Here is a 17,100-nt window from a genome sequence, read left to right on the forward strand (position 1 = left end):
CCGCTGCGTAGCGTGCGAAGAGAGGCCCTTGGGCCGGTAGCCGTCTGGAACCCGAAGGGTGCATGAAGACCCATATCGTACGCGCTCGCGCCGCCGACGAGGCGTTTCCGCGCGGCGCGCGCCCGTTCCCCGCGCCCACGACATCGAGAAGTTTCGGACGCTGGCCGACGGGGTAGTAGATCGTGCGGAGCAGGACCGTTTCCTCGACGCGGCGCGAGGCACCGCGAAACACGGTGCGGGCGAACTCGATCAGCTGACATTCACCGCGGCGCCCGAGGTCCTCGGCCGGGCACCGGAGGTTCGTGAGGGGATCTTCTGATGCCCGACCGACTCCGTTCCGGCCCGACGGCCGCCACCGCCGCCAAGTGGTCGGGCTTCCGCGCTGGACTGAACTCCGGTCGCGTCCAGCGCCTGCCCGCCGCGTTCGATCCGGCGGTGGCCACGCTGATCCGGCAACTGGGCTTCGAGAGCGGTGCACGTCTCCGGCGCGGTGGTTGTGGCCCGGCGAGCCGAGTGCGTGGTCAGATGTCCGGCAGTTCCTTCGGCGTCCCTTCTGCGGTGATGATTGCGATTACCGCGGCGACAATCGGGCCGTCGGGATCGCTGAGACGCGGCAACGAACTCCGATCCACCAGTAAAGAGCCAAGAGTGAAATCGACCAGTTCGGCGCCGACCTGTTCGGCGGACCTACGCCCTTCCGGCTCGAACCACGTCCACGCCCATTGCGCGGCACCGAAGATGAGCAGGGTCCGGATACTTCCATCGACAGGCCGGAACTCACCCGAAACAACGCCCGACTCGAGCACGTTGCGCAGCATTTCGATGTAGCGCCGTCGCAGTTTACGCCCCTCGGAGGTCTCCTCTTGCTGGGCGAACCGCGCGACCTCGCGCTGGAAAGCGACGGTCCGATTTCGATCATGCACCTGATAGAGCATGGACGCGAACAACAGCGCGGCCATCCGTTCGGCAGGCGCAGGAAACTCCGCTACGATGCGCTCTGCCTCATCGATCCGCTGCCGCATATAGGAAATGTGCAGGGCTTCCAGCAACCGCGCCTTCGTACCGTAGTGGTGCACGATCAAGCCCTGCGAGATGCCCAACTCGCTCGCGACGCCACTGAAGCTGGTCCCGTCGTAGCCCTTCTCGGCAACATGGCGCGTGAAGATATCGAGGATCGCACCCGACTTGCCCGGCTCAGCCACACGCCTACCCACCGATACCACCCCTCTTCGGTCCAAATTTTCCCGCACACTCTAGCGCCCAGTGACGGCGTTACCCCGGCGTTGACTGAGTGTGCAGTCAGTATTAGCATTATGCGCCGAGTCACAGCGGTGCACTCGCCGGTATCAATAGTTCATCTACCTTCGGGCAATCAACCATGCGCTTATCCCGCCAAGGCGGTGACCACGACGTCGTCATCAGCCATAACCTGTGGTCACCCCGCGCCATGAGCCCTCGCTGTCAGATGGTCACCATCCACCGCCTCGCGGCCCGCGAGTCCGAGCACGTAACGTCCGCGAAGTCCACCACATGGTCGGATAGTCCGGCCTGCTCGAAGCGTCGGCCCGCGATGGAGAACAAGTGAGTCCCCTGGACGCGGGTACGGCGGAGGCGCCGGAGGATCCCGCGACGGACGCGGGAGCTCTGCTGTCGCCGGAACAACTATTGGCCGCGATCGGTGGTCGTCTCGCCGAGCCGTTGCCGCTCGTCGCGTGGGCACGGGAACTGGGCGATCTACACGCCGCTCTGATCTCGACGGTTCTGAATCCGCCGCGGCCCGACGCCACCGAGGCGGCCCTGCACGCGGAAATCGCGAAGGTCGTCGACAAGATCAACTCGTGGGCGGCGTTCTACGTCCGGCACAGCCGGTGCGCCCGCCGCCACACTCACACCTTCGGTGAGGTGATCAGTCACGTCGCGAAGTCCTACGCCGAGGCATGGTGGACGGTGCTGCACACCGACTGCGAGGAGCTTCGGCACTCCGCATGGGTCCATCTCGGCGAGGTCCGCGACGGCTACGCGCAACTCATCGGCGACATCAGAACCGGTCGTGTCCAATTCCCGCTGGGGTGGGCGGGCATCCGACATGCCCGGCGAAACGACAGCGCTTCCACTGGGTCCGACGGGGATGGGGTGCACCCCGGCAAGCAGTAGTAGGCACAACGGGCGGTGCGGTCTGGACGGCGCCACGAGTGCTGCAGGCCAGGTCCATATTCGAAGGCATCGGTACGCTCGTGGGCATGGGTGGGGACTTGTTGCTGCTGATCGCCACCATCGGCGGCCCATTGGGGTTGTTCGGGTGGGCGGCTGTTCGGGCGAAGCGCCGCGGGCTCGGGGGGTCGTTCGCCGGGCCGTTTCAGGAGATGTTCGATCCTGGTGCGGCGCGGGCGCAGATCGTCCTCGAGGAGAGGGCGGAACTGCCGGATCCTGGAGGCACCGGCGACCCGGATAACGACGACGGTGTGCCGAACACGGTGATGTACCAGGGTGTTCGGCTCTACGTCAATCCGAAGGCTCGGCATCGCGGAGGTGATGGGACCGCCAGCCGAGCGGGGTGAGCACGGACGGCCCGGACCGTTTCGGTCAGCACGGGAGGCGGCATTCGCGGCCCGCGGCTGCCCCGAAGACCGCCCGGATCGCGGCGATATCGGACGTTCCGCGCGGACGCCGACGGCCCGAGACAACTCGGGCCGTCGGTCTTCGGTCTTCGGACTGTCGCAGCTGGTTGCCCGCAGGGTTGCGAATCTCGTTGCGGACTTCGAATATGCCGCTACTCGACCGAGTTGGCCAGCCGATCGGCATAGGGGGCGGTGAGTTTTCCGACCAGGGGAAGTTCTGCGCGGACACCGCCGGTGTTGTTCGCCTGGACCATGGCCATGACCCAGACGACGACCGCGAAGACCGCGACCGCGAGTCCGGCGAGGCTGAAGATGATCCCCACGACTCCGAGGAGCGAGCCGACGATGCTCAGAACGATATTGACCACCGAGACCGCTCCGAAGAAGACGATCGATTGCGAGGCATGGAATTTCACGTCGGGGTCGTTCTTGCCGACGAACAGGAAGATGACTCCGGTGAGCCACCCCAGTGCGTAGGACAGGATCGCGCTGGTCTTCTTGTCCAAGCCGGCGGACTGCGGTTGGTTCGTGGGAGGTTGAGAAGTTGTCATGAGGTAAGTAGACGCTGCGCGCGCCACCTACCGATCCCAAGTTTCGCCCGAACCCCCAGGTCGCGGGTCAGCTGGCGACCGGGATCGTGGACGTGGTTCTCCCTTGATCGTTCACGCCGGTAGGTGGTTGGGGGAGTTGGGGACCGGGATTTCGAACTGCCAGGGGCCCGAGAGGCCGGGGCGGGCGGCGGCCTGGGTGTGTAGGTGCAGGTAGTCCGCACGGGAGAGGTCGATGGCGCCGAGGGAGGTGAGATGGCTGGAGGTGACCTGGCAGTCGACGAGGGCGAAATCCCACGCGGCCAGTTGGGCGCAGAGCCAATACAGCGCGACCTTGGAGGTGTCACGGGCGCGGGAGAACATGGACTCGCCGGCGAAAGAGCGGCCGCATGCGACGCCGTAGAGGCCGCCGACAAGGTCGCCGTCGCGCCATACCTCGACCGAGTGCGCATGACCGAGGTGGTGCAGCCGCAGGTAGGCCGCCATCATGTCGGAGCCGATCCAGGTTCCGTCCTCCTTGTCACGCGGTCCGGCGCAATTCGACATCACATCGGCGAAGGCGCGATCCATGGTCACCCCGTAGTCGGCTTTCGTGACAGATCGACGATAAGACTTGGTCACCCGCAGGTCGGTCGGCACCAGAATGCTCCGCGGGTCCGGGCAGTACCAGTGGATCGTTTCGCCGGGGTTGTACCAGGGAAAGATGCCCGCGGAATAGGCGCTCAACAGCCGCTCTGACGACAGATCCCCGCCGAAAGCGACCAGTCCGGTCGGATCCGCGAGCTCGACAGGCGGGAAAGGCTGGTCTGGATCGACCAGATACATCCGCATCAGGTCGCTGGCGTCGGTCACCGGACAGACATTACCGACCTGAGCGAACAGCCTCGGGCTGCGACGACGGGACGAACCGTCGCACGGGGATCGGTCCGCGGAGTCGGCAACCCTACCTGCCGCCGAGCGCCACCCCTGTTCTACCAAGCAATTGTTTGGTTGAATCGGTGCGACCCGATGCCCCGCCCTAGGAAACGAGCGCGCCAATGACCGGTCCCGACGAACTCGTCCGCGCGATGTGCCGAAGCTGGTCCGATCCCGACCCCGATCGAATCGCCTCGTACTTCGCCGAAGACGCTGTCTACCACAACATTCCGATGGAACCGATCGTCGGCCGCACTGCCATCCGCGATTTCATCGCCGGGTTCCTCACCACCTTCGACGCCATCGATTTCGACATCCACCACCAGGTGACCTCCGGCAACGTCGTCATGAACGAACGCACCGACACCTTGCGCGGCAACGGCCGCGACACCCCGCTCCCCGTCATGGGCGTCTTCGAAGTCGGCGACGGCGCCATCACCGCTTGGCGCGACTACTTCGACATGGCCGCCATCAACCGCGCCTTCGGCCTGCCCAGCTGAGCCGAGCCGTCCGCTCGTGCCGCCACGGTTCGATCAGCGGACGACCGCGAAGTGGATCGTGGGTGTGGAAGGTGCGGCGCACCGGTACGGACACCGGGGGCTGGCCGGCCGGATCACCGCCGTGCCTGTGGACGGGGGCGGACACGCGCGGTGGGGCGTGGAGTGGGCGACTGCCAGCCAGGTCGATTCCCGTTTTCGATACGCCCTGACCGGGTGGAAGGCGCCGTCCGTGGCGACAGCGGTGGTGGACGGCCGTGCCGTCGCCGTGGGCCCGTCGTGGAGCGGCGGCAACGTCAGGGCAATTCGGATGTGGGATTTGATGACCGGCGAGCAGGTCGGCGAGCCCCTGGTCGGCCACGACGGTTCGGTTCGAGCGGTGGCGACGGGAGTGATGAACGAGCGCCCGGTCGCCGTCACCGGAAGCGAGGACGGCACGGCGCGTGTGTGGGACCTGGTCGACCATGAGCAGATCGGCGAACCCATGGCTGGCCACGACGGCTGGGTGCTCTCCGTGTCGACGGCCGTGGTGGATGGCCGCCTCGTCGCGGTCACCGGCGGTACCGACCACACGGCGCGTGTGTGGGACCTCGGCACCGGAAAACAGATCGGTGTTCCCTTGACCGGCCACAGTCGGTGGGTGGTGGCGGTGGCGACGGCCGTGGTGAACGATCGTCCCGTCGCCGTCACCGGCAGCTGGGACGCCACGATCCGGCTGTGGGATCTCGGTACAGGCGTACAGGTCTGCGATCCACTGACCGGCCACACCGATCAGGTGCTTGCGGTGGCGACGGCCGTGGTGGACGGTCGGCCGGTCGCCGTCACCGGAAGCAATGACAAGACGGCGATGATATGGGATCTCACCACCGGTGAACCGGCTGGTGATCCGCTGATCGGCCACTCCCACAAAGTGGGGGCCGTCGCGACAACCATCGTGGACGGCCGCCCGGTAGCCCTCACCGGCGGCGGGGACGGCACAACCCGGATGTGGGACCTGACGACCGGCGAGCAGCTCGGCGATCCGCTGACCGGACACTCCGATGAGGTGGGCGCCGTGGCGGTGGCGCACGTCGGCGGTGTCCCCGTTGCCCTCACCGCCGGTGCCGTCACCGGTACCGATCACACGGTCCGCACGTGGAGCCTGACGGCGCGTCGCCGGAACGCCGAACCCTCGGATGGGCACGGCGGCGCCGTCGTCGCGGTGGCGACGGCGATGGTGGACGGGCGGTCGGTCGCCGTCACCGGCAGCGGCGATGGCACGGCCCGCATCTGGGATCTCGCCGCAGGTGAGCGCATCGGCGTCTCCCTCGACGGCCACACCGGCGAGGTGCACAAGGTGGCAGCCGGGACGGTGGACGGCCGCCCGGTCGCCGTCACCGGCGGCTATGACGCACTCCGGCTGTGGGACCTGACCACGGGTGAGCCCATCGGCGAACCGCTGACCGACCCCGACGGACCCACCATCGCGCGGGCCATGGCAATAGTGGACGGCCGCCTACTGGCCGTCACCAGCGGCGGACATCGCAGCGGCAGACCCATGCGGGTATGGGACCTGGCCACCCGCGCGCCGATCGGCGGATTTCCCGCCGGCCGCCGCCGCGGTTACGCCGACAAGGTGATCGCGGTGACGTTGGGACAGTTGGACGGGCGGCCTGTCGCCGTCACGGGCGCCGACGACCGGACAGTTCGGTTGTGGGACGCGACAACTGGGAAGCAGATCGGCGAGCCCCTGTTCGACCACGACTGCTCGGTGCGGGCAGTTGCCACGGCGTCGGTAGAAGGCCGCCCGATCGTGGTCATCGGCAGCGACGACAAGACAGCGCGGACAGCAGACCTGACCACAGGCCAGCCGATCGGCGAACCGTTGCGCGGCCACACCGACGTGGTGTGCACGGTGGCCGCGGGCACGGTGGACGGCCGCCCGGTCGCCGTCACCGGAAGCTGGGATGCCACGGTGCGCGTGTGGGACATCACGACGGGCGAACAGATCGGCGAGAAGCTGGTGTTCCCCGCCATGGTGAACGCGGTCGCGGTGACGCCGGATGGGCGCCTGGCAGTCGGATTCGGCACGGAGCTGGCCATTCTGGCCTTTCGCTGACCCCAGCCCTTTCGCACCGCCTCGGCAGCCACGGCTCGATCAGCGAACGATCGGGAATTGTCCCGAGAGCCAGTCATCATCGAGGATGTCACCCTCGGGCAGCGGTTCGTCGGCCGGAGCCTCGGCCTCGAATCAGAGCACGGGCGGGCCGAACTCGGTGCGGCATGTGGCGGCCGACACCGTTCGATCGACGAATGGCATTGGCCCGGGGGAACCGAATGGCACTGGCGCGCGTCGAACAAGCAGCAGGGGAGAAATTGTTCGTCGACGTATGAGGAGGGGTGGCATGGAGCGTTCGAGGTGTGTGCCGTCGTGGCGGCAGGGGGTGAGTCCGAAAGCGCGGAGTCGTCCGGTGCGGCAGGCGGGGGAGGCGTGCGAGGGATATGCGTCGCGAAGGCGGCGGCAAAGGCGTCCGCCGGAGGACGGCTGAGATCGCTTCTGGCGGAGAGCTACTGAGAACACTTCCGCCGGAGGTGGACAGGCGAAGGTCGAGAGCACAGCGGCCGGGCCGCGCGGGGAGCGCGGCCCGGCCGGAGTTCTAGCGCACGGCCTTGGCCGCCGCGACCATGTTGCGCAGCGAGGCTTCCACCTCGACCGGGCCGCGGGTCTTCAGACCGCAGTCCGGGTTGACCCACAGCCGTTCGGCGGGAACGGCTTTCAGGGCGGCGCGGAGCGAGGCGGTGATCTCCTCGACGCTGGGGACGCGCGGGGAGTGGATGTCGTAGACACCCGGGCCGACGCCGAGGTCGAAGCCCGCGGCGTTGAGGTCGTCGAGCACCTCCATGCGGGAGCGGGCCGCCTCGATGGAGGTCACGTCGGCGTCCAGGCCCGCGATCGCGTCGATGACCTCACCGAACTCCGAGTAGCACAGGTGGGTGTGGATCTGGGTGGCGTCGGAGACGCCGGAGGTCGCCAGGCGGAACGAGCCGACCGACCAGTCCAGGTACGCGGGCTGGTCGGCGGCGCGCAGCGGGAGCAGCTCGCGCAGCGCGGGTTCGTCGACCTGGATGATGCGGATGCCCGCGGCCTGCAGATCCACCGTCTCGTCCCGGATGGCCAGCGCCACCTGGCGCGCCGAGTCGGCCAGCGGCTGGTCGTCGCGCACGAACGACCAGGCGAGGATGGTGACCGGGCCGGTCAGCATGCCCTTGACCGGCTTGTCGGTCAGCGACTGGGCGTAAGTGATCCAGTCGACGGTCATCGGCGCGCGCCGGGTGACGTCGCCGAACAGGATCGGCGGCCGCACGCAGCGGGTGCCGTAGGACTGCACCCAGCCGTTCTCGGTGGCCGCGAAGCCGTCGAGCTGCTCGGCGAAGTACTGCACCATGTCGTTGCGCTCGGGCTCGCCGTGCACGAGCACGTCGATGTCCAGCTTTTCTTGCAGCGCAACGACATCGGCGATCTCGGAACGCATCCGCCGCACGTACTCGGCCTGGTCGATATCGCCCTTGCGCAGCGCCGCCCTGGCCAGCCGGATCTCCGGGGTCTGCGGGTAGGAGCCGATCGTGGTGGTGGGCAGCGCGGGCAGACCCAGTCGCTGCGCCTGCAGCGCGCGGCGTTCGTCGGCGGGCGCGCGCTTGGTGGCGTCCGGCCCGAGCGAGTCGAGGCGGGCCCGAACTTGCGCGTCGGAGAGCCGCGGGTCGGTGGTTCGCGACTCCGCCGCGGCGCGCGCGGCGGCGAGCTCGTCGGCGATGGCCCCGGTGCCCTGCGCCAAAGCCGTTGCCAGCAGCCGTACTTCGGCTACCTTCTCGGCGCCGAAGGCGAGCCAGGAGCGCAGTCGGTCGTCCAGCCCGGTCTCGGGCGCCAGCGAGTACGGCACGTGCAGCAGCGAGCAGGAGCTCGACACCGCCACCGACGACGCGCTGCCGAGCAGCGTCCCGAGGGTGGTCAGCGCGCGATCCAGGTCGGTGCGCCACACGTTGCGCCCGTCGACCACGCCCGCCACCAGCAGCTTGTTCGCCAGCGACGGCAGCGAGGCCACCGCGGACAGCTCCAGCGCCGAGGTGAAGTCCAGTGCGATGCCTTCGACGGCGGTGCCCGCCAAAGCCGGAAGTGCGTCGCCCGGCGTGCCGAAGTAGGTGGCGACCAGGATCGCGGGCCGCTCGCTCGCCTCGGTCAGCTCGGTGTAGGTGCGCCGGACCAGCTCGATCTCGTCCTCGGTGAGGTCGGTGACCAGCACCGGCTCATCGATCTGCACCCACGCCGCACCCGCGGCGGCCAGCTGCCGCAGCAGTTCGCGGTAGAGCGGCACCAGCTCGCCGAGCCGGTCGAGCGCCGCGCCGCCGGTGGCCTTGGCCAGCTTCAGGAAGGTGACCGGCCCGACCACCACCGGACGCGCGGGCACGCCGAGCTCGATCGCCTCGGCGAGTTCGGCGAGCAGCTTCTCCGGGTGCAGCGCGAAGGTCGTCTCCGAGCCGATCTCGGGAACCAGGTAGTGGTAGTTGGTGTCGAACCACTTGGTCATCTCCAGCGGTTCCACGGAGTCGGTGCCGCGGGCGGCGGCGAAGTACCGGTCCAGCGGATCGGCGATCCCGGCCACCCGCTCGGGCAGCGCGCCGAGCAGCACGGCGGTGTCGAGCACCTGGTCGTAGTAGGAGAAGGTGCCGACCGGGATCGAGTCCAGTCCGGCCGCCTGCAGCTCGGTCAGCTGGGCGCGGCGCAGATCGCGGGCAACGGTGTGCAGCTGCTCGGCGTCGATGCGCCCGGCCCAGTACGACTCGGTGGCGCGCTTGAGCTCGCGTCGCGGCCCCACGCGCGGTAGCCCGAGAACCGTCGCGGTGAATGGTGTGTGTTCGGAAACAGTCACGGTGTGCTCCAGTGCTTTTCAGGACGTGAGCCATCGCCATGCGAGCACGCGGCGACCAGCGGATGTCGTTGGGCAACCGAAGAGACACGGAGCCCAAAAAGTCGGCGCTGATGGTCCGCGCGCCCAATCCACGAGGCGGTGGCCGCCGGATACGGCGTATCCGGCACGGCTGGCAGGTCTTCGGACTCGCGGGCACCGGCTGGGGGGATTTCCTCCCGCCGACCTACTGGCCGTCGCTTCCCAGGTCTGCACCCAGTGCGTGATGACGGTGTTCGTTCCTGCATACCGCTGCGGGACAGTCCCGGATTCCCACCGGGTTCCCTCTCGCCCGCCGCCCGGCAAACCGGGAGCGGACTTCGACTCCGGCGCTCGACGTCGGGGCTCCATCTCGTCGGGCGCACTGGAGAACCAGCTGCGTTGTCCAGCATAAACGGACGACGGGATATTCCGTGCGCGCCCCCGGCAAGACCACGCACAGACCGGCCGGGCAGGTGGTGAGATGTGACGCCCTGATGAACGCAACTTCGCAAGCCTGCTAGGTCTGGTTGTGAAGATTGCTGCGAAGGGGACTTCCCTGTCGGTGCTGTACCGAGAGCCGGGTACCTTGGGGCAATGTTCTCGAAAGTCTTGGTTGCCAATCGCGGCGAGATCGCTATCCGCGCCTTCCGCGCGGCCTACGAACTCGGCATCGGGACGGTCGCCGTCTTTCCGCACGAGGATCGCAACTCGGTCCATCGGTTGAAGGCCGCGGAGTCCTATCAGATCGGGGAGCAGGGCCACCCGGTCCGGGCTTACCTCTCCATCGAGGCGATCATCGACGCGGCCAAGACCGCGGGCGCCGACGCCATCTACCCGGGTTACGGATTCCTCTCCGAGAATCCGGACCTGGCGGCGGCCTGTGCGCGCGAGGGCATCACCTTCATCGGCCCCTCGGCCGAGGTGCTGGAGCTGGCGGGCAACAAGGCACGCGCCATCGAGGCCGCCAGGGCGGCGGGCCTTCCGGTGCTGAAGTCCAGCGCGCCGTCGGCGGACGTGGACGAATTGCTCACCGCCGCAAACGAACTCGAATACCCGATCTTCGTCAAGGCGGTCGCGGGCGGCGGTGGGCGCGGCATGCGCCGGGTCGCCGCGCCGGAGCAGCTGCGCGAATCCATCGAAGCGGCCTCGCGTGAGGCCGAGTCCGCCTTCGGCGACCCGACGGTGTTCCTCGAGCAGGCGGTGGTGAACCCGCGCCACATCGAGGTGCAGATCCTGGCCGACCAGCACGGCAACGTCATGCACCTGTTCGAGCGGGACTGTTCGGTGCAGCGCCGCCACCAGAAGGTGATCGAGCTCGCGCCCGCACCGAACCTGGATCCCGAACTGCGCGAACGCATCTGCGCCGACGCGGTGGCCTTCGCCCGCCAGATCGGCTACAGCTGCGCGGGCACCGTGGAGTTCCTGCTCGACGAGCGCGGCAACCACGTCTTCATCGAGATGAACCCGCGCATCCAGGTCGAGCACACGGTGACCGAGGAGATCACCGACGTCGACCTGGTGCAGTCGCAGCTGCGCATCGCGGCGGGCGAGACCCTCGCCGACCTCGGCCTGAGCCAGGACTCCGTCGCCATTCGCGGCGCGGCGCTGCAGTGCCGCATCACCACCGAGGACCCGGCCAACGGCTTCCGTCCCGACACCGGTCGCATCACCGCCTACCGCACCCCCGGCGGCGCGGGCATCCGCCTGGACGGCGGCGCGAACCTCGGCGCGGAGATCGGCGCCTACTTCGACTCCATGCTGGTGAAGCTGACCTGCCGCGGCCGGGACCTGCCCGCGGCGGCGGCCCGTGCGCGGCGCGCGCTGGCCGAGTTCCGCATCCGCGGCGTCACCACGAACATCCCGTTCCTGCAGGCGGTGCTCGACGACCCCGACTTCAAGGCGGGCCGGGTCACCACCTCGTTCATCGACGAGCGTCCGCAGCTGCTGACGCTGCGCCAGTCCGCCGACCGCGGTACCAAGATTCTCGAGTACCTGGCCGACGTCACCGTCAACAAGCCGCACGGTGACCGCCCGACCACGGTGTACCCGCACGACAAGCTGCCCGCCATCGACCTGAGCGTGCCGCCGCCGGACGGTTCACGCCAGCGGCTGCTGCGCCTGGGCCCGGAGGGTTTCGCGCAGGCGCTGCGCGAGCAGAAGGCGGTCGGCGTCACCGACACCACCTTCCGTGACGCGCACCAGTCGCTGCTGGCCACCCGCGTGCGGTCCAACGGCCTGCTGCAGGTCGCCGGGCACGTCGCGCGGATGACCCCCGAGCTGCTCTCGGTCGAATGCTGGGGCGGCGCGACCTACGACGTGGCGCTGCGCTTCCTCTACGAGGACCCGTGGGAGCGGCTCGCCGCGCTGCGTGAGGCGATTCCGAACATCTGCTTGCAGATGCTGCTGCGCGGACGCAACACCGTCGGCTACACCCCGTACCCGGAGCAGGTGACCAGGTCCTTCGTCTCCGAGGCGACGGCCACCGGCATCGATATCTTCCGTATCTTCGACGCGCTCAACAACGTCGACCAGATGCGTCCGGCCATCGACGCGGTGCGCGAAACCGGTACCGCCATCGCCGAAGTCGCGATGAGCTACACCGGCGACCTGTCGAACCCGAACGAGACGCTCTACACGCTCGACTACTACCTCAAGCTGGCCGAGCAGATCGTGGACGCGGGCGCGCACGTGCTCGCGATCAAGGACATGGCGGGTCTGTTGCGCGCCCCGGCGGCCGCGACCCTGGTCACCGCGCTGCGCAGCAACTTCGACCTGCCCGTGCACGTGCACACCCACGACACCCCCGGCGGTCAGCTGGCCACCTACCTGGCGGCCTGGCAGGCGGGCGCCGACGCGGTGGACGGCGCGAGCGCCGCGATGGCGGGCACCACCAGCCAGCCCGCGCTCTCGGCGATCGTCGCGGCCGCGGCCAACAGCGAGCACGACACCGGACTCGATCTGCAGAACGTCTGCGATCTGGAGCCGTACTGGGAGGCGCTGCGAAAGGTGTACGCGCCCTTCGAATCCGGGCTGCCCGCGCCGACTGGACGCGTCTACACCCACGAGATCCCCGGTGGTCAGCTGTCGAACCTGCGCCAGCAGGCCATCGCGCTCGGCCTCGGCGATCGCTTCGAGGAGGTCGAGGCCAAGTACGCGGCGGCCGACCGGCTGCTCGGCCGCTTGGTGAAGGTGACGCCGTCGTCGAAGGTCGTCGGCGACCTCGCGCTCGCGCTGGTCGGCACCGGCGTCGACATCGAGGACTTCGCCGCCGATCCCGGCCGCTACGACATCCCCGACTCGGTGATCGGCTTCCTGCGCGGCGAACTCGGCACCCCGGCGGGCGGCTGGCCCGAACCGTTCCGCAGCAAGGCGCTGGCCGGACGCGGCGCGGCCAAGCCGGAGACCCCGCTTTCGGCGACGGATCAGGCCGGGCTGGAAGGCGATTCGCTGGAGCGGCGCGCGACGCTGAACCGGCTGCTGTTCCCCGGCCCGACGGCGGAATTCCTCACCCATCGCGAAAAGTACGGTGACACTTCGGGTCTGAGCGCCAACCAGTTCTTCTACGGTTTGCGCCGCGGCGAGGAACACCGCGTGCAGCTGGAGAAGGGCGTCACCCTGCTGATCGGTCTGGAGGCCATCTCCGAGCCCGACGAGCGCGGTATGCGCACGGTGATGTGCATTCTCAACGGCCAGCTGCGGCCGATCGCGGTGCGGGACCGGTCCATCGCCACGGAGATCCCGGTCGCGGAGAAGGCGGACAAGACCAACCCCGGCCATCTCGCCGCGCCGTTCGCCGGTGTCGTCACCCTGGCGGTCGCCGAGGGCGACACCGTCGAGACCGGCGACACCATCGGCACCATCGAGGCCATGAAGATGGAGGCCGCCATCACCGCGCCTCGCGCGGGCACCGTCGCCCGTGTCGCGATCGGCAAGGTGCAGCAGGTCGAGGGCGGTGACCTGTTGGTCGAACTCGCTGTGCGCGAGTCCACCGCGGAATGACCCGGATCGTCGCCGGTGCGGCGGGCGGGCGGCGCCTTCGGGTGCCGCCCGCGGGCACCCGGCCGACCTCCGACCGGGTGCGCGAGGCGCTGTTCAGCGCGCTCGACGCCAGGATGGATCTGGACGGCGTCCGGGTGCTCGACCTGTACGCGGGATCCGGCGCGCTCGGGTTGGAGGCGCTGTCTCGCGGCGCGTCCTACGCGCTGCTGGTCGAGTCGGATCGCAAGGCGGCGGCCGTGGTGCGCGGCAATATCGCCGACTTGGGCCTGCCCGGCGCGGAACTGCGCGTCGGGTCGGTCGCCGCGGTGCTCGCCCAGGGCGGCGCGGGCCGGTTCGATCTGGTGCTCTCCGACCCGCCCTACGACGTGGACACGGCGGCGGTCACCGCCGACCTGACCGCGTTGGCCGACGGTGGCTGGCTGCACCCCGACGCGCTGATCGTCGTGGAGCGGTCCAGTCGTTCCCCCGAAATCGCTTGGCCCGCAGCCTTCGTCCCGGCCAAGCCGCGCCGCTACGGCGAAACCCGTCTGGAACTGGCCGACTACCGGCCGTGACCGGGTGGTAGCGTCGGCTCATGGCTGGAGCACTGTGTCCCGGGTCGTTCGATCCGGTCACCAACGGGCATCTCGACGTATTCGCCCGCGCGGCGGCGCAATTCGACGAGGTCGTGGTGACCGTCATGGTGAACCCGAAGAAGCAGGGCATGTTCACCGTCGAGGAGCGGATGGAGATGCTGCGCGAGGCGACGGCGCACCTGCCGAACCTGCGGGTCGCCTCCTGGCAGGGCCTGACCGTGGACTTCGCCAAGGAGCAGGGCATCACCGCCATCGTCAAGGGCCTGCGCGACGCCACCGACTTCGGCTACGAGCTGCAGATGGCCCAGATGAACAAGAAGCTCTCCGGCGTCGACACCTTCTTCATCGCCACCAACCCGACCTTCAGCTTCCTGTCCAGCTCGCTGGTCAAGGAGGTGGCGACCTACGGCGGCGACGTCAGCGACATGCTCCCGCCATCGGTGCACAAGCGCCTGCTCGACCGCCTCGCCGAACGGCGCGGTTGAGCCCACGGACAAAGAAGCCGCCCCGGTTCCGAATCGTTCGGAACCGGGGCGGATGTCGTTCGGGCCCGAAGTCAGAAGACCAGGCCGCGCAGCGCGAGGAAGCGCATGCCGCCGACCGCGGCGGTGATGGCGAGGACGGCCGCCGCCTGAGCGGTGTCGCCGAGGCCGGGTGCCCAGATCTCCAGCCCCGCCAGCGCCGCGGTGGTGATGCCGAGGCCGACGAGAGCGAGTCCGCCGCCCTCCCACTGCGCGGTGAACCAGCCGACCCGGCCCGCGGCGTGGAAGGTGAGCTGGCGGTGCAGCTCGTTGGCGATGATCGTGCTGACGACCGATCCGGCGATGTTGGCCATGATCGGGCCGACGCCGTGCATGGCGAAGAAGAGCAGGACGTAGGCGACATTGCTGGAACCGCCGACGAGCGCGAAACGCACGAGCTGGGCGAAGGCGCGATCACCACGCAGGTACTGCAGCAGCTGCCCGAACCGGGCGACCGACACCGTGCGCACCGTGGGGTACGGGAAGGCCCACGGCGAGTAGATGCCGATCGGCACTCCTGCCGAGTGCGGTACTTCCAGAACCGTCATTGTTCTTCCGATCCAACCTGAGCCTTCGGTATGGACAACCGCGGCGGTCGCCGCCTTCCTTCCCGAGTGCCTCTGTTCCTTATGTTCAGTATGTACTGAACAACTGAAACTGGTCAACATCCCGGTAGGAGTCCGTTCCGTTGGCCTCCTGTGCTCCCACAGTCCGGCGTCGGGCCTGCGGTCTGCTTAAGAAGATCTTGTCGCGACCCTCTCCTGAAAAAATGTAGCACGAAGTGGAGGGTCTTCCTCCACTTGATTTTGTGGTGTGCGAGACACTGTCACGACACACCGAAAGAGGACTCGGCATCCGCCGTGATGAGGGGCACACTGGGCGTCGGCGGAGAGTTTCGCCTGAGTCAGCAGGAGAGCGGGGTAGTGAGCATGTATCGCGTATTCGAGGCACTCGACGAGCTGGTGGCCATCGTCGAAGAGGCGCGCGGGATCCCGCCGACCCGCAGCTGCATCGTGCCCCGCGGTGACGTGCTCGAACTGCTCGACGACGTGCGCGACGCGCTGCCCGGCGAACTCGACGACGCCCAGGACGTGCTCGACCACCGCGACAAGATCGTCTCGGACGCCCGCGCGGCCGCCGAGTTCACCGTGACCACCGCCAACGAACAGGCCGAGCAGACCATCGGCGCGTCCCGTGAGGAGGCCGATCGCATTCTCGCCGACGCCAAGGCGCACGCCGACCGCATGGTCGCCGAGGCGAGCGCGCACGCCGATCACCTGGTCGCCACCGCGCAGGCCGAGGCCGAGCGCATCGTGGCCGACGGCAATGCCGAGTACGAGGCGGTGACGGGCCGGGCGCGCACCGAGTCGGAGCGCATGATCGAGGCGGGCAAGGCGTCCTACGAGCGCTCGGTGGCCGAGGGCCTCGCCGAACAGGAACGCCTGGTGACCCAGACCGAGGTGGTGCGGGCCGCGCACGCCGAATCGGCGCGACTCATCGACAGCGCGCACGAGGAGGTCGACCGGATGCGCGACGAGTGCGACCACTACGTGGACTCGACGCTCGCGCAGTTCGAGGAGACGCTCAACGGCACCTTGCGCGTCGTCGGTCGCGGACGGCAGCAGCTGCGCAGCGGTGCGGGCGTGCCCGACTACGCGGCGGAATTCCGCCGCTGACCCCGGCCGCGGCCCGTCGCCGCGCCGACGCCACCGCGGATGGCCCGCGGAACCGACGCCCCAGGGCCGTCGGCGTTTTGAGGTTCGGCCGACCCCTCGCGTATTGTTGAGTGGTTGCCCATTTCCCTTCGATCGTGAGTGAGTTCGTGATGCCCGCCGGTTCCGGTTCCGCGTCGCGTCACCGTGCGGCCTCGCACCGCAAGGTGGACGCGGGTTTCGTGCTGGACACCCGCAGCCTGGGGCGCCGCCCCGGCACCATGCGGGAGCAGCAGCGCACGGTCACCACCGCCGCGCGGATCGGGTTGGACCTGATCTACATCCCGGAGGGGTCGGAGGTCGAACTCGACCTGCAGCTGCAGGCGGTGTCCGAAGGTGTGCTGGTCACCGGGACGGTGACCGCGCCGACGGCGGGGGAGTGCTCGCGCTGCCTCGAGCCGTTCACCGACGAGGTCCGCCTTCAGGTCACGGAGCTGTTCGCCTACCCCGACAGCACCACCGAGCAGACCACCGAGGACGACGAGGTCTACCGGATGGACGACGACCTCATCGACCTGGAACCGGTCATCGTCGACGCCATCGGCCTCGAGCTGCCGCTGCAGCCGCTGTGCACGCCGGACTGCGCCGGGCTGTGCCCGGAATGTGGCGTGCGGATGGCGATTGCGGGTTCCGATCATGGGCATGAGATACTTGACCCTCGCTGGGCCGGGCTGGCGAAGTTCGCCACCGAATCGCCCGGCAACGGCAGTCCCGACGCGGACGCCGACCCAGACCGATAAACGCAAGACCGTCAGCCGAACCGGCAGAGCAATTAGCACAGAGGAGAGTTAGT

At 68.7% G+C, this 17,100-nt stretch carries 14 protein-coding genes and 1 riboswitch; of the genes, 9 read left to right on the forward strand and 5 right to left on the reverse strand.

Features of this window, described 5'->3' with window-relative positions; translation table 11 throughout:
- Positions 1-521: 521 nt before the first annotated feature.
- Positions 522-1,202 (reverse strand): TetR/AcrR family transcriptional regulator, encoded by a 681-nt coding sequence (locus tag ABZV58_RS07125; protein WP_354999277.1) that lies wholly within the window; start codon positions 1,200-1,202, stop codon positions 522-524.
- Between the two features lie 379 nt (positions 1,203-1,581).
- Between ABZV58_RS07125 and ABZV58_RS07130 the strand changes: the two genes are divergently transcribed.
- On the forward strand, positions 1,582-2,154 hold the full coding sequence (locus ABZV58_RS07130; RefSeq protein ID WP_354999278.1) for a hypothetical protein: 573 nt from the start codon (positions 1,582-1,584) through the stop codon (positions 2,152-2,154).
- 38 nt (positions 2,155-2,192) lie between these two features.
- A complete protein-coding gene (locus ABZV58_RS07135) occupies positions 2,193-2,558 on the forward strand; it encodes a hypothetical protein (protein ID WP_354999279.1) in 366 nt (121 codons plus the stop codon).
- 212 nt (positions 2,559-2,770) lie between these two features.
- Here ABZV58_RS07135 and ABZV58_RS07140 read toward each other — a convergent pair whose 3' ends face one another.
- Positions 2,771-3,169, reverse strand: a complete 399-nt coding sequence (locus tag ABZV58_RS07140; RefSeq protein WP_354999280.1) for a DUF4870 domain-containing protein — start codon at positions 3,167-3,169, stop codon at positions 2,771-2,773.
- Between the two features lie 111 nt (positions 3,170-3,280).
- On the reverse strand, positions 3,281-4,018 hold the full coding sequence (gene aat / locus ABZV58_RS07145; protein ID WP_354999281.1) for a leucyl/phenylalanyl-tRNA--protein transferase: 738 nt from the start codon (positions 4,016-4,018) through the stop codon (positions 3,281-3,283).
- A 185-nt stretch (positions 4,019-4,203) separates the two neighbouring features.
- Here aat and ABZV58_RS07150 point away from each other — a divergent pair, with 185 nt between their 5' ends.
- Together ABZV58_RS07150 and ABZV58_RS07155 are read left to right on the forward strand one after the other, a co-directional pair.
- Positions 4,204-4,581, forward strand: coding sequence for a limonene-1,2-epoxide hydrolase family protein (locus ABZV58_RS07150; RefSeq protein ID WP_354999282.1), 378 nt, complete (start codon positions 4,204-4,206; stop codon positions 4,579-4,581).
- A gap of 229 nt (positions 4,582-4,810) precedes the next feature.
- The gene (locus ABZV58_RS07155; RefSeq protein ID WP_354999283.1) at positions 4,811-6,676 is read left to right on the forward strand and encodes a WD40 repeat domain-containing protein; all 1,866 of its coding nucleotides are present in this window, start codon (positions 4,811-4,813) and stop codon (positions 6,674-6,676) included.
- 538 nt (positions 6,677-7,214) lie between these two features.
- Here ABZV58_RS07155 and metE read toward each other — a convergent pair.
- On the reverse strand, positions 7,215-9,482 hold the full coding sequence (gene metE / locus ABZV58_RS07160; RefSeq protein ID WP_354999284.1) for a 5-methyltetrahydropteroyltriglutamate--homocysteine S-methyltransferase: 2,268 nt from the start codon (positions 9,480-9,482) through the stop codon (positions 7,215-7,217).
- A 153-nt stretch (positions 9,483-9,635) separates the two neighbouring features.
- Positions 9,636-9,845: riboswitch (cobalamin riboswitch) on the reverse strand.
- Positions 9,846-10,094: 249 nt separating this feature from the next.
- Between metE and ABZV58_RS07165 the strand changes: the two genes are divergently transcribed.
- The 3 genes from ABZV58_RS07165 to coaD are packed head-to-tail and all read left to right on the forward strand — an operon-like array spanning position 10,095 to position 14,559.
- Positions 10,095-13,499: a pyruvate carboxylase gene (locus ABZV58_RS07165; protein WP_354999285.1), complete on the forward strand. Its 3,405-nt coding sequence runs from the start codon at positions 10,095-10,097 to the stop codon at positions 13,497-13,499.
- On the forward strand, positions 13,496-14,053 hold the full coding sequence (gene rsmD / locus ABZV58_RS07170) for a 16S rRNA (guanine(966)-N(2))-methyltransferase RsmD (RefSeq protein ID WP_354999286.1): 558 nt from the start codon (positions 13,496-13,498) through the stop codon (positions 14,051-14,053). Before ABZV58_RS07165 ends, rsmD begins: the two co-directional genes overlap by 4 nt.
- A 20-nt stretch (positions 14,054-14,073) precedes the next feature.
- A complete protein-coding gene (coaD, locus tag ABZV58_RS07175) occupies positions 14,074-14,559 on the forward strand; it encodes a pantetheine-phosphate adenylyltransferase (RefSeq protein WP_354999287.1) in 486 nt (161 codons plus the stop codon).
- Positions 14,560-14,630: 71 nt separating this feature from the next.
- On the opposite strand, the gene ABZV58_RS07180 is transcribed toward coaD, so the two are convergent.
- Positions 14,631-15,143 carry a GtrA family protein gene (locus ABZV58_RS07180; RefSeq protein WP_354999288.1) on the reverse strand — a complete coding sequence of 171 codons (513 nt, stop codon included), beginning with the start codon at positions 15,141-15,143 and terminating at the stop codon, positions 14,631-14,633.
- A gap of 381 nt (positions 15,144-15,524) precedes the next feature.
- Here ABZV58_RS07180 and ABZV58_RS07185 point away from each other — a divergent pair, with 381 nt between their 5' ends.
- Together ABZV58_RS07185 and ABZV58_RS07190 are read left to right on the forward strand one after the other, a co-directional pair.
- Positions 15,525-16,271 carry a DivIVA domain-containing protein gene (locus tag ABZV58_RS07185; protein ID WP_354999838.1) on the forward strand — a complete coding sequence of 249 codons (747 nt, stop codon included), beginning with the start codon at positions 15,525-15,527 and terminating at the stop codon, positions 16,269-16,271.
- Positions 16,272-16,420: 149 nt separating this feature from the next.
- Positions 16,421-17,047 (forward strand): DUF177 domain-containing protein, encoded by a 627-nt coding sequence (locus tag ABZV58_RS07190; protein ID WP_354999839.1) that lies wholly within the window; start codon positions 16,421-16,423, stop codon positions 17,045-17,047.
- Positions 17,048-17,100: the final 53 nt, after the last annotated feature.

It is taken from the genome of Nocardia sp. NPDC004654 (assembly GCF_040609595.1).
Lineage (GTDB): Bacteria > Actinomycetota > Actinomycetes > Mycobacteriales > Mycobacteriaceae > Nocardia.

Coding starts and splice junctions, on each gene's coding strand:
- ABZV58_RS07140 (WP_354999280.1), bottom strand. CDS start 3,169: ATGACAACTTCTCAACCTCCCACGAACCAACCGCAGTCCGCCGGCTTG.
- ABZV58_RS07150 (WP_354999282.1), top strand. CDS start 4,204: ATGACCGGTCCCGACGAACTCGTCCGCGCGATGTGCCGAAGCTGGTCC.
- ABZV58_RS07165 (WP_354999285.1), top strand. CDS start 10,095: ATGTTCTCGAAAGTCTTGGTTGCCAATCGCGGCGAGATCGCTATCCGC.
- rsmD (WP_354999286.1), top strand. CDS start 13,496: ATGACCCGGATCGTCGCCGGTGCGGCGGGCGGGCGGCGCCTTCGGGTG.
- coaD (WP_354999287.1), top strand. CDS start 14,074: ATGGCTGGAGCACTGTGTCCCGGGTCGTTCGATCCGGTCACCAACGGG.
- ABZV58_RS07180 (WP_354999288.1), bottom strand. CDS start 15,143: ATGACGGTTCTGGAAGTACCGCACTCGGCAGGAGTGCCGATCGGCATC.
- ABZV58_RS07185 (WP_354999838.1), top strand. CDS start 15,525: ATGTATCGCGTATTCGAGGCACTCGACGAGCTGGTGGCCATCGTCGAA.
- ABZV58_RS07190 (WP_354999839.1), top strand. CDS start 16,421: ATGCCCGCCGGTTCCGGTTCCGCGTCGCGTCACCGTGCGGCCTCGCAC.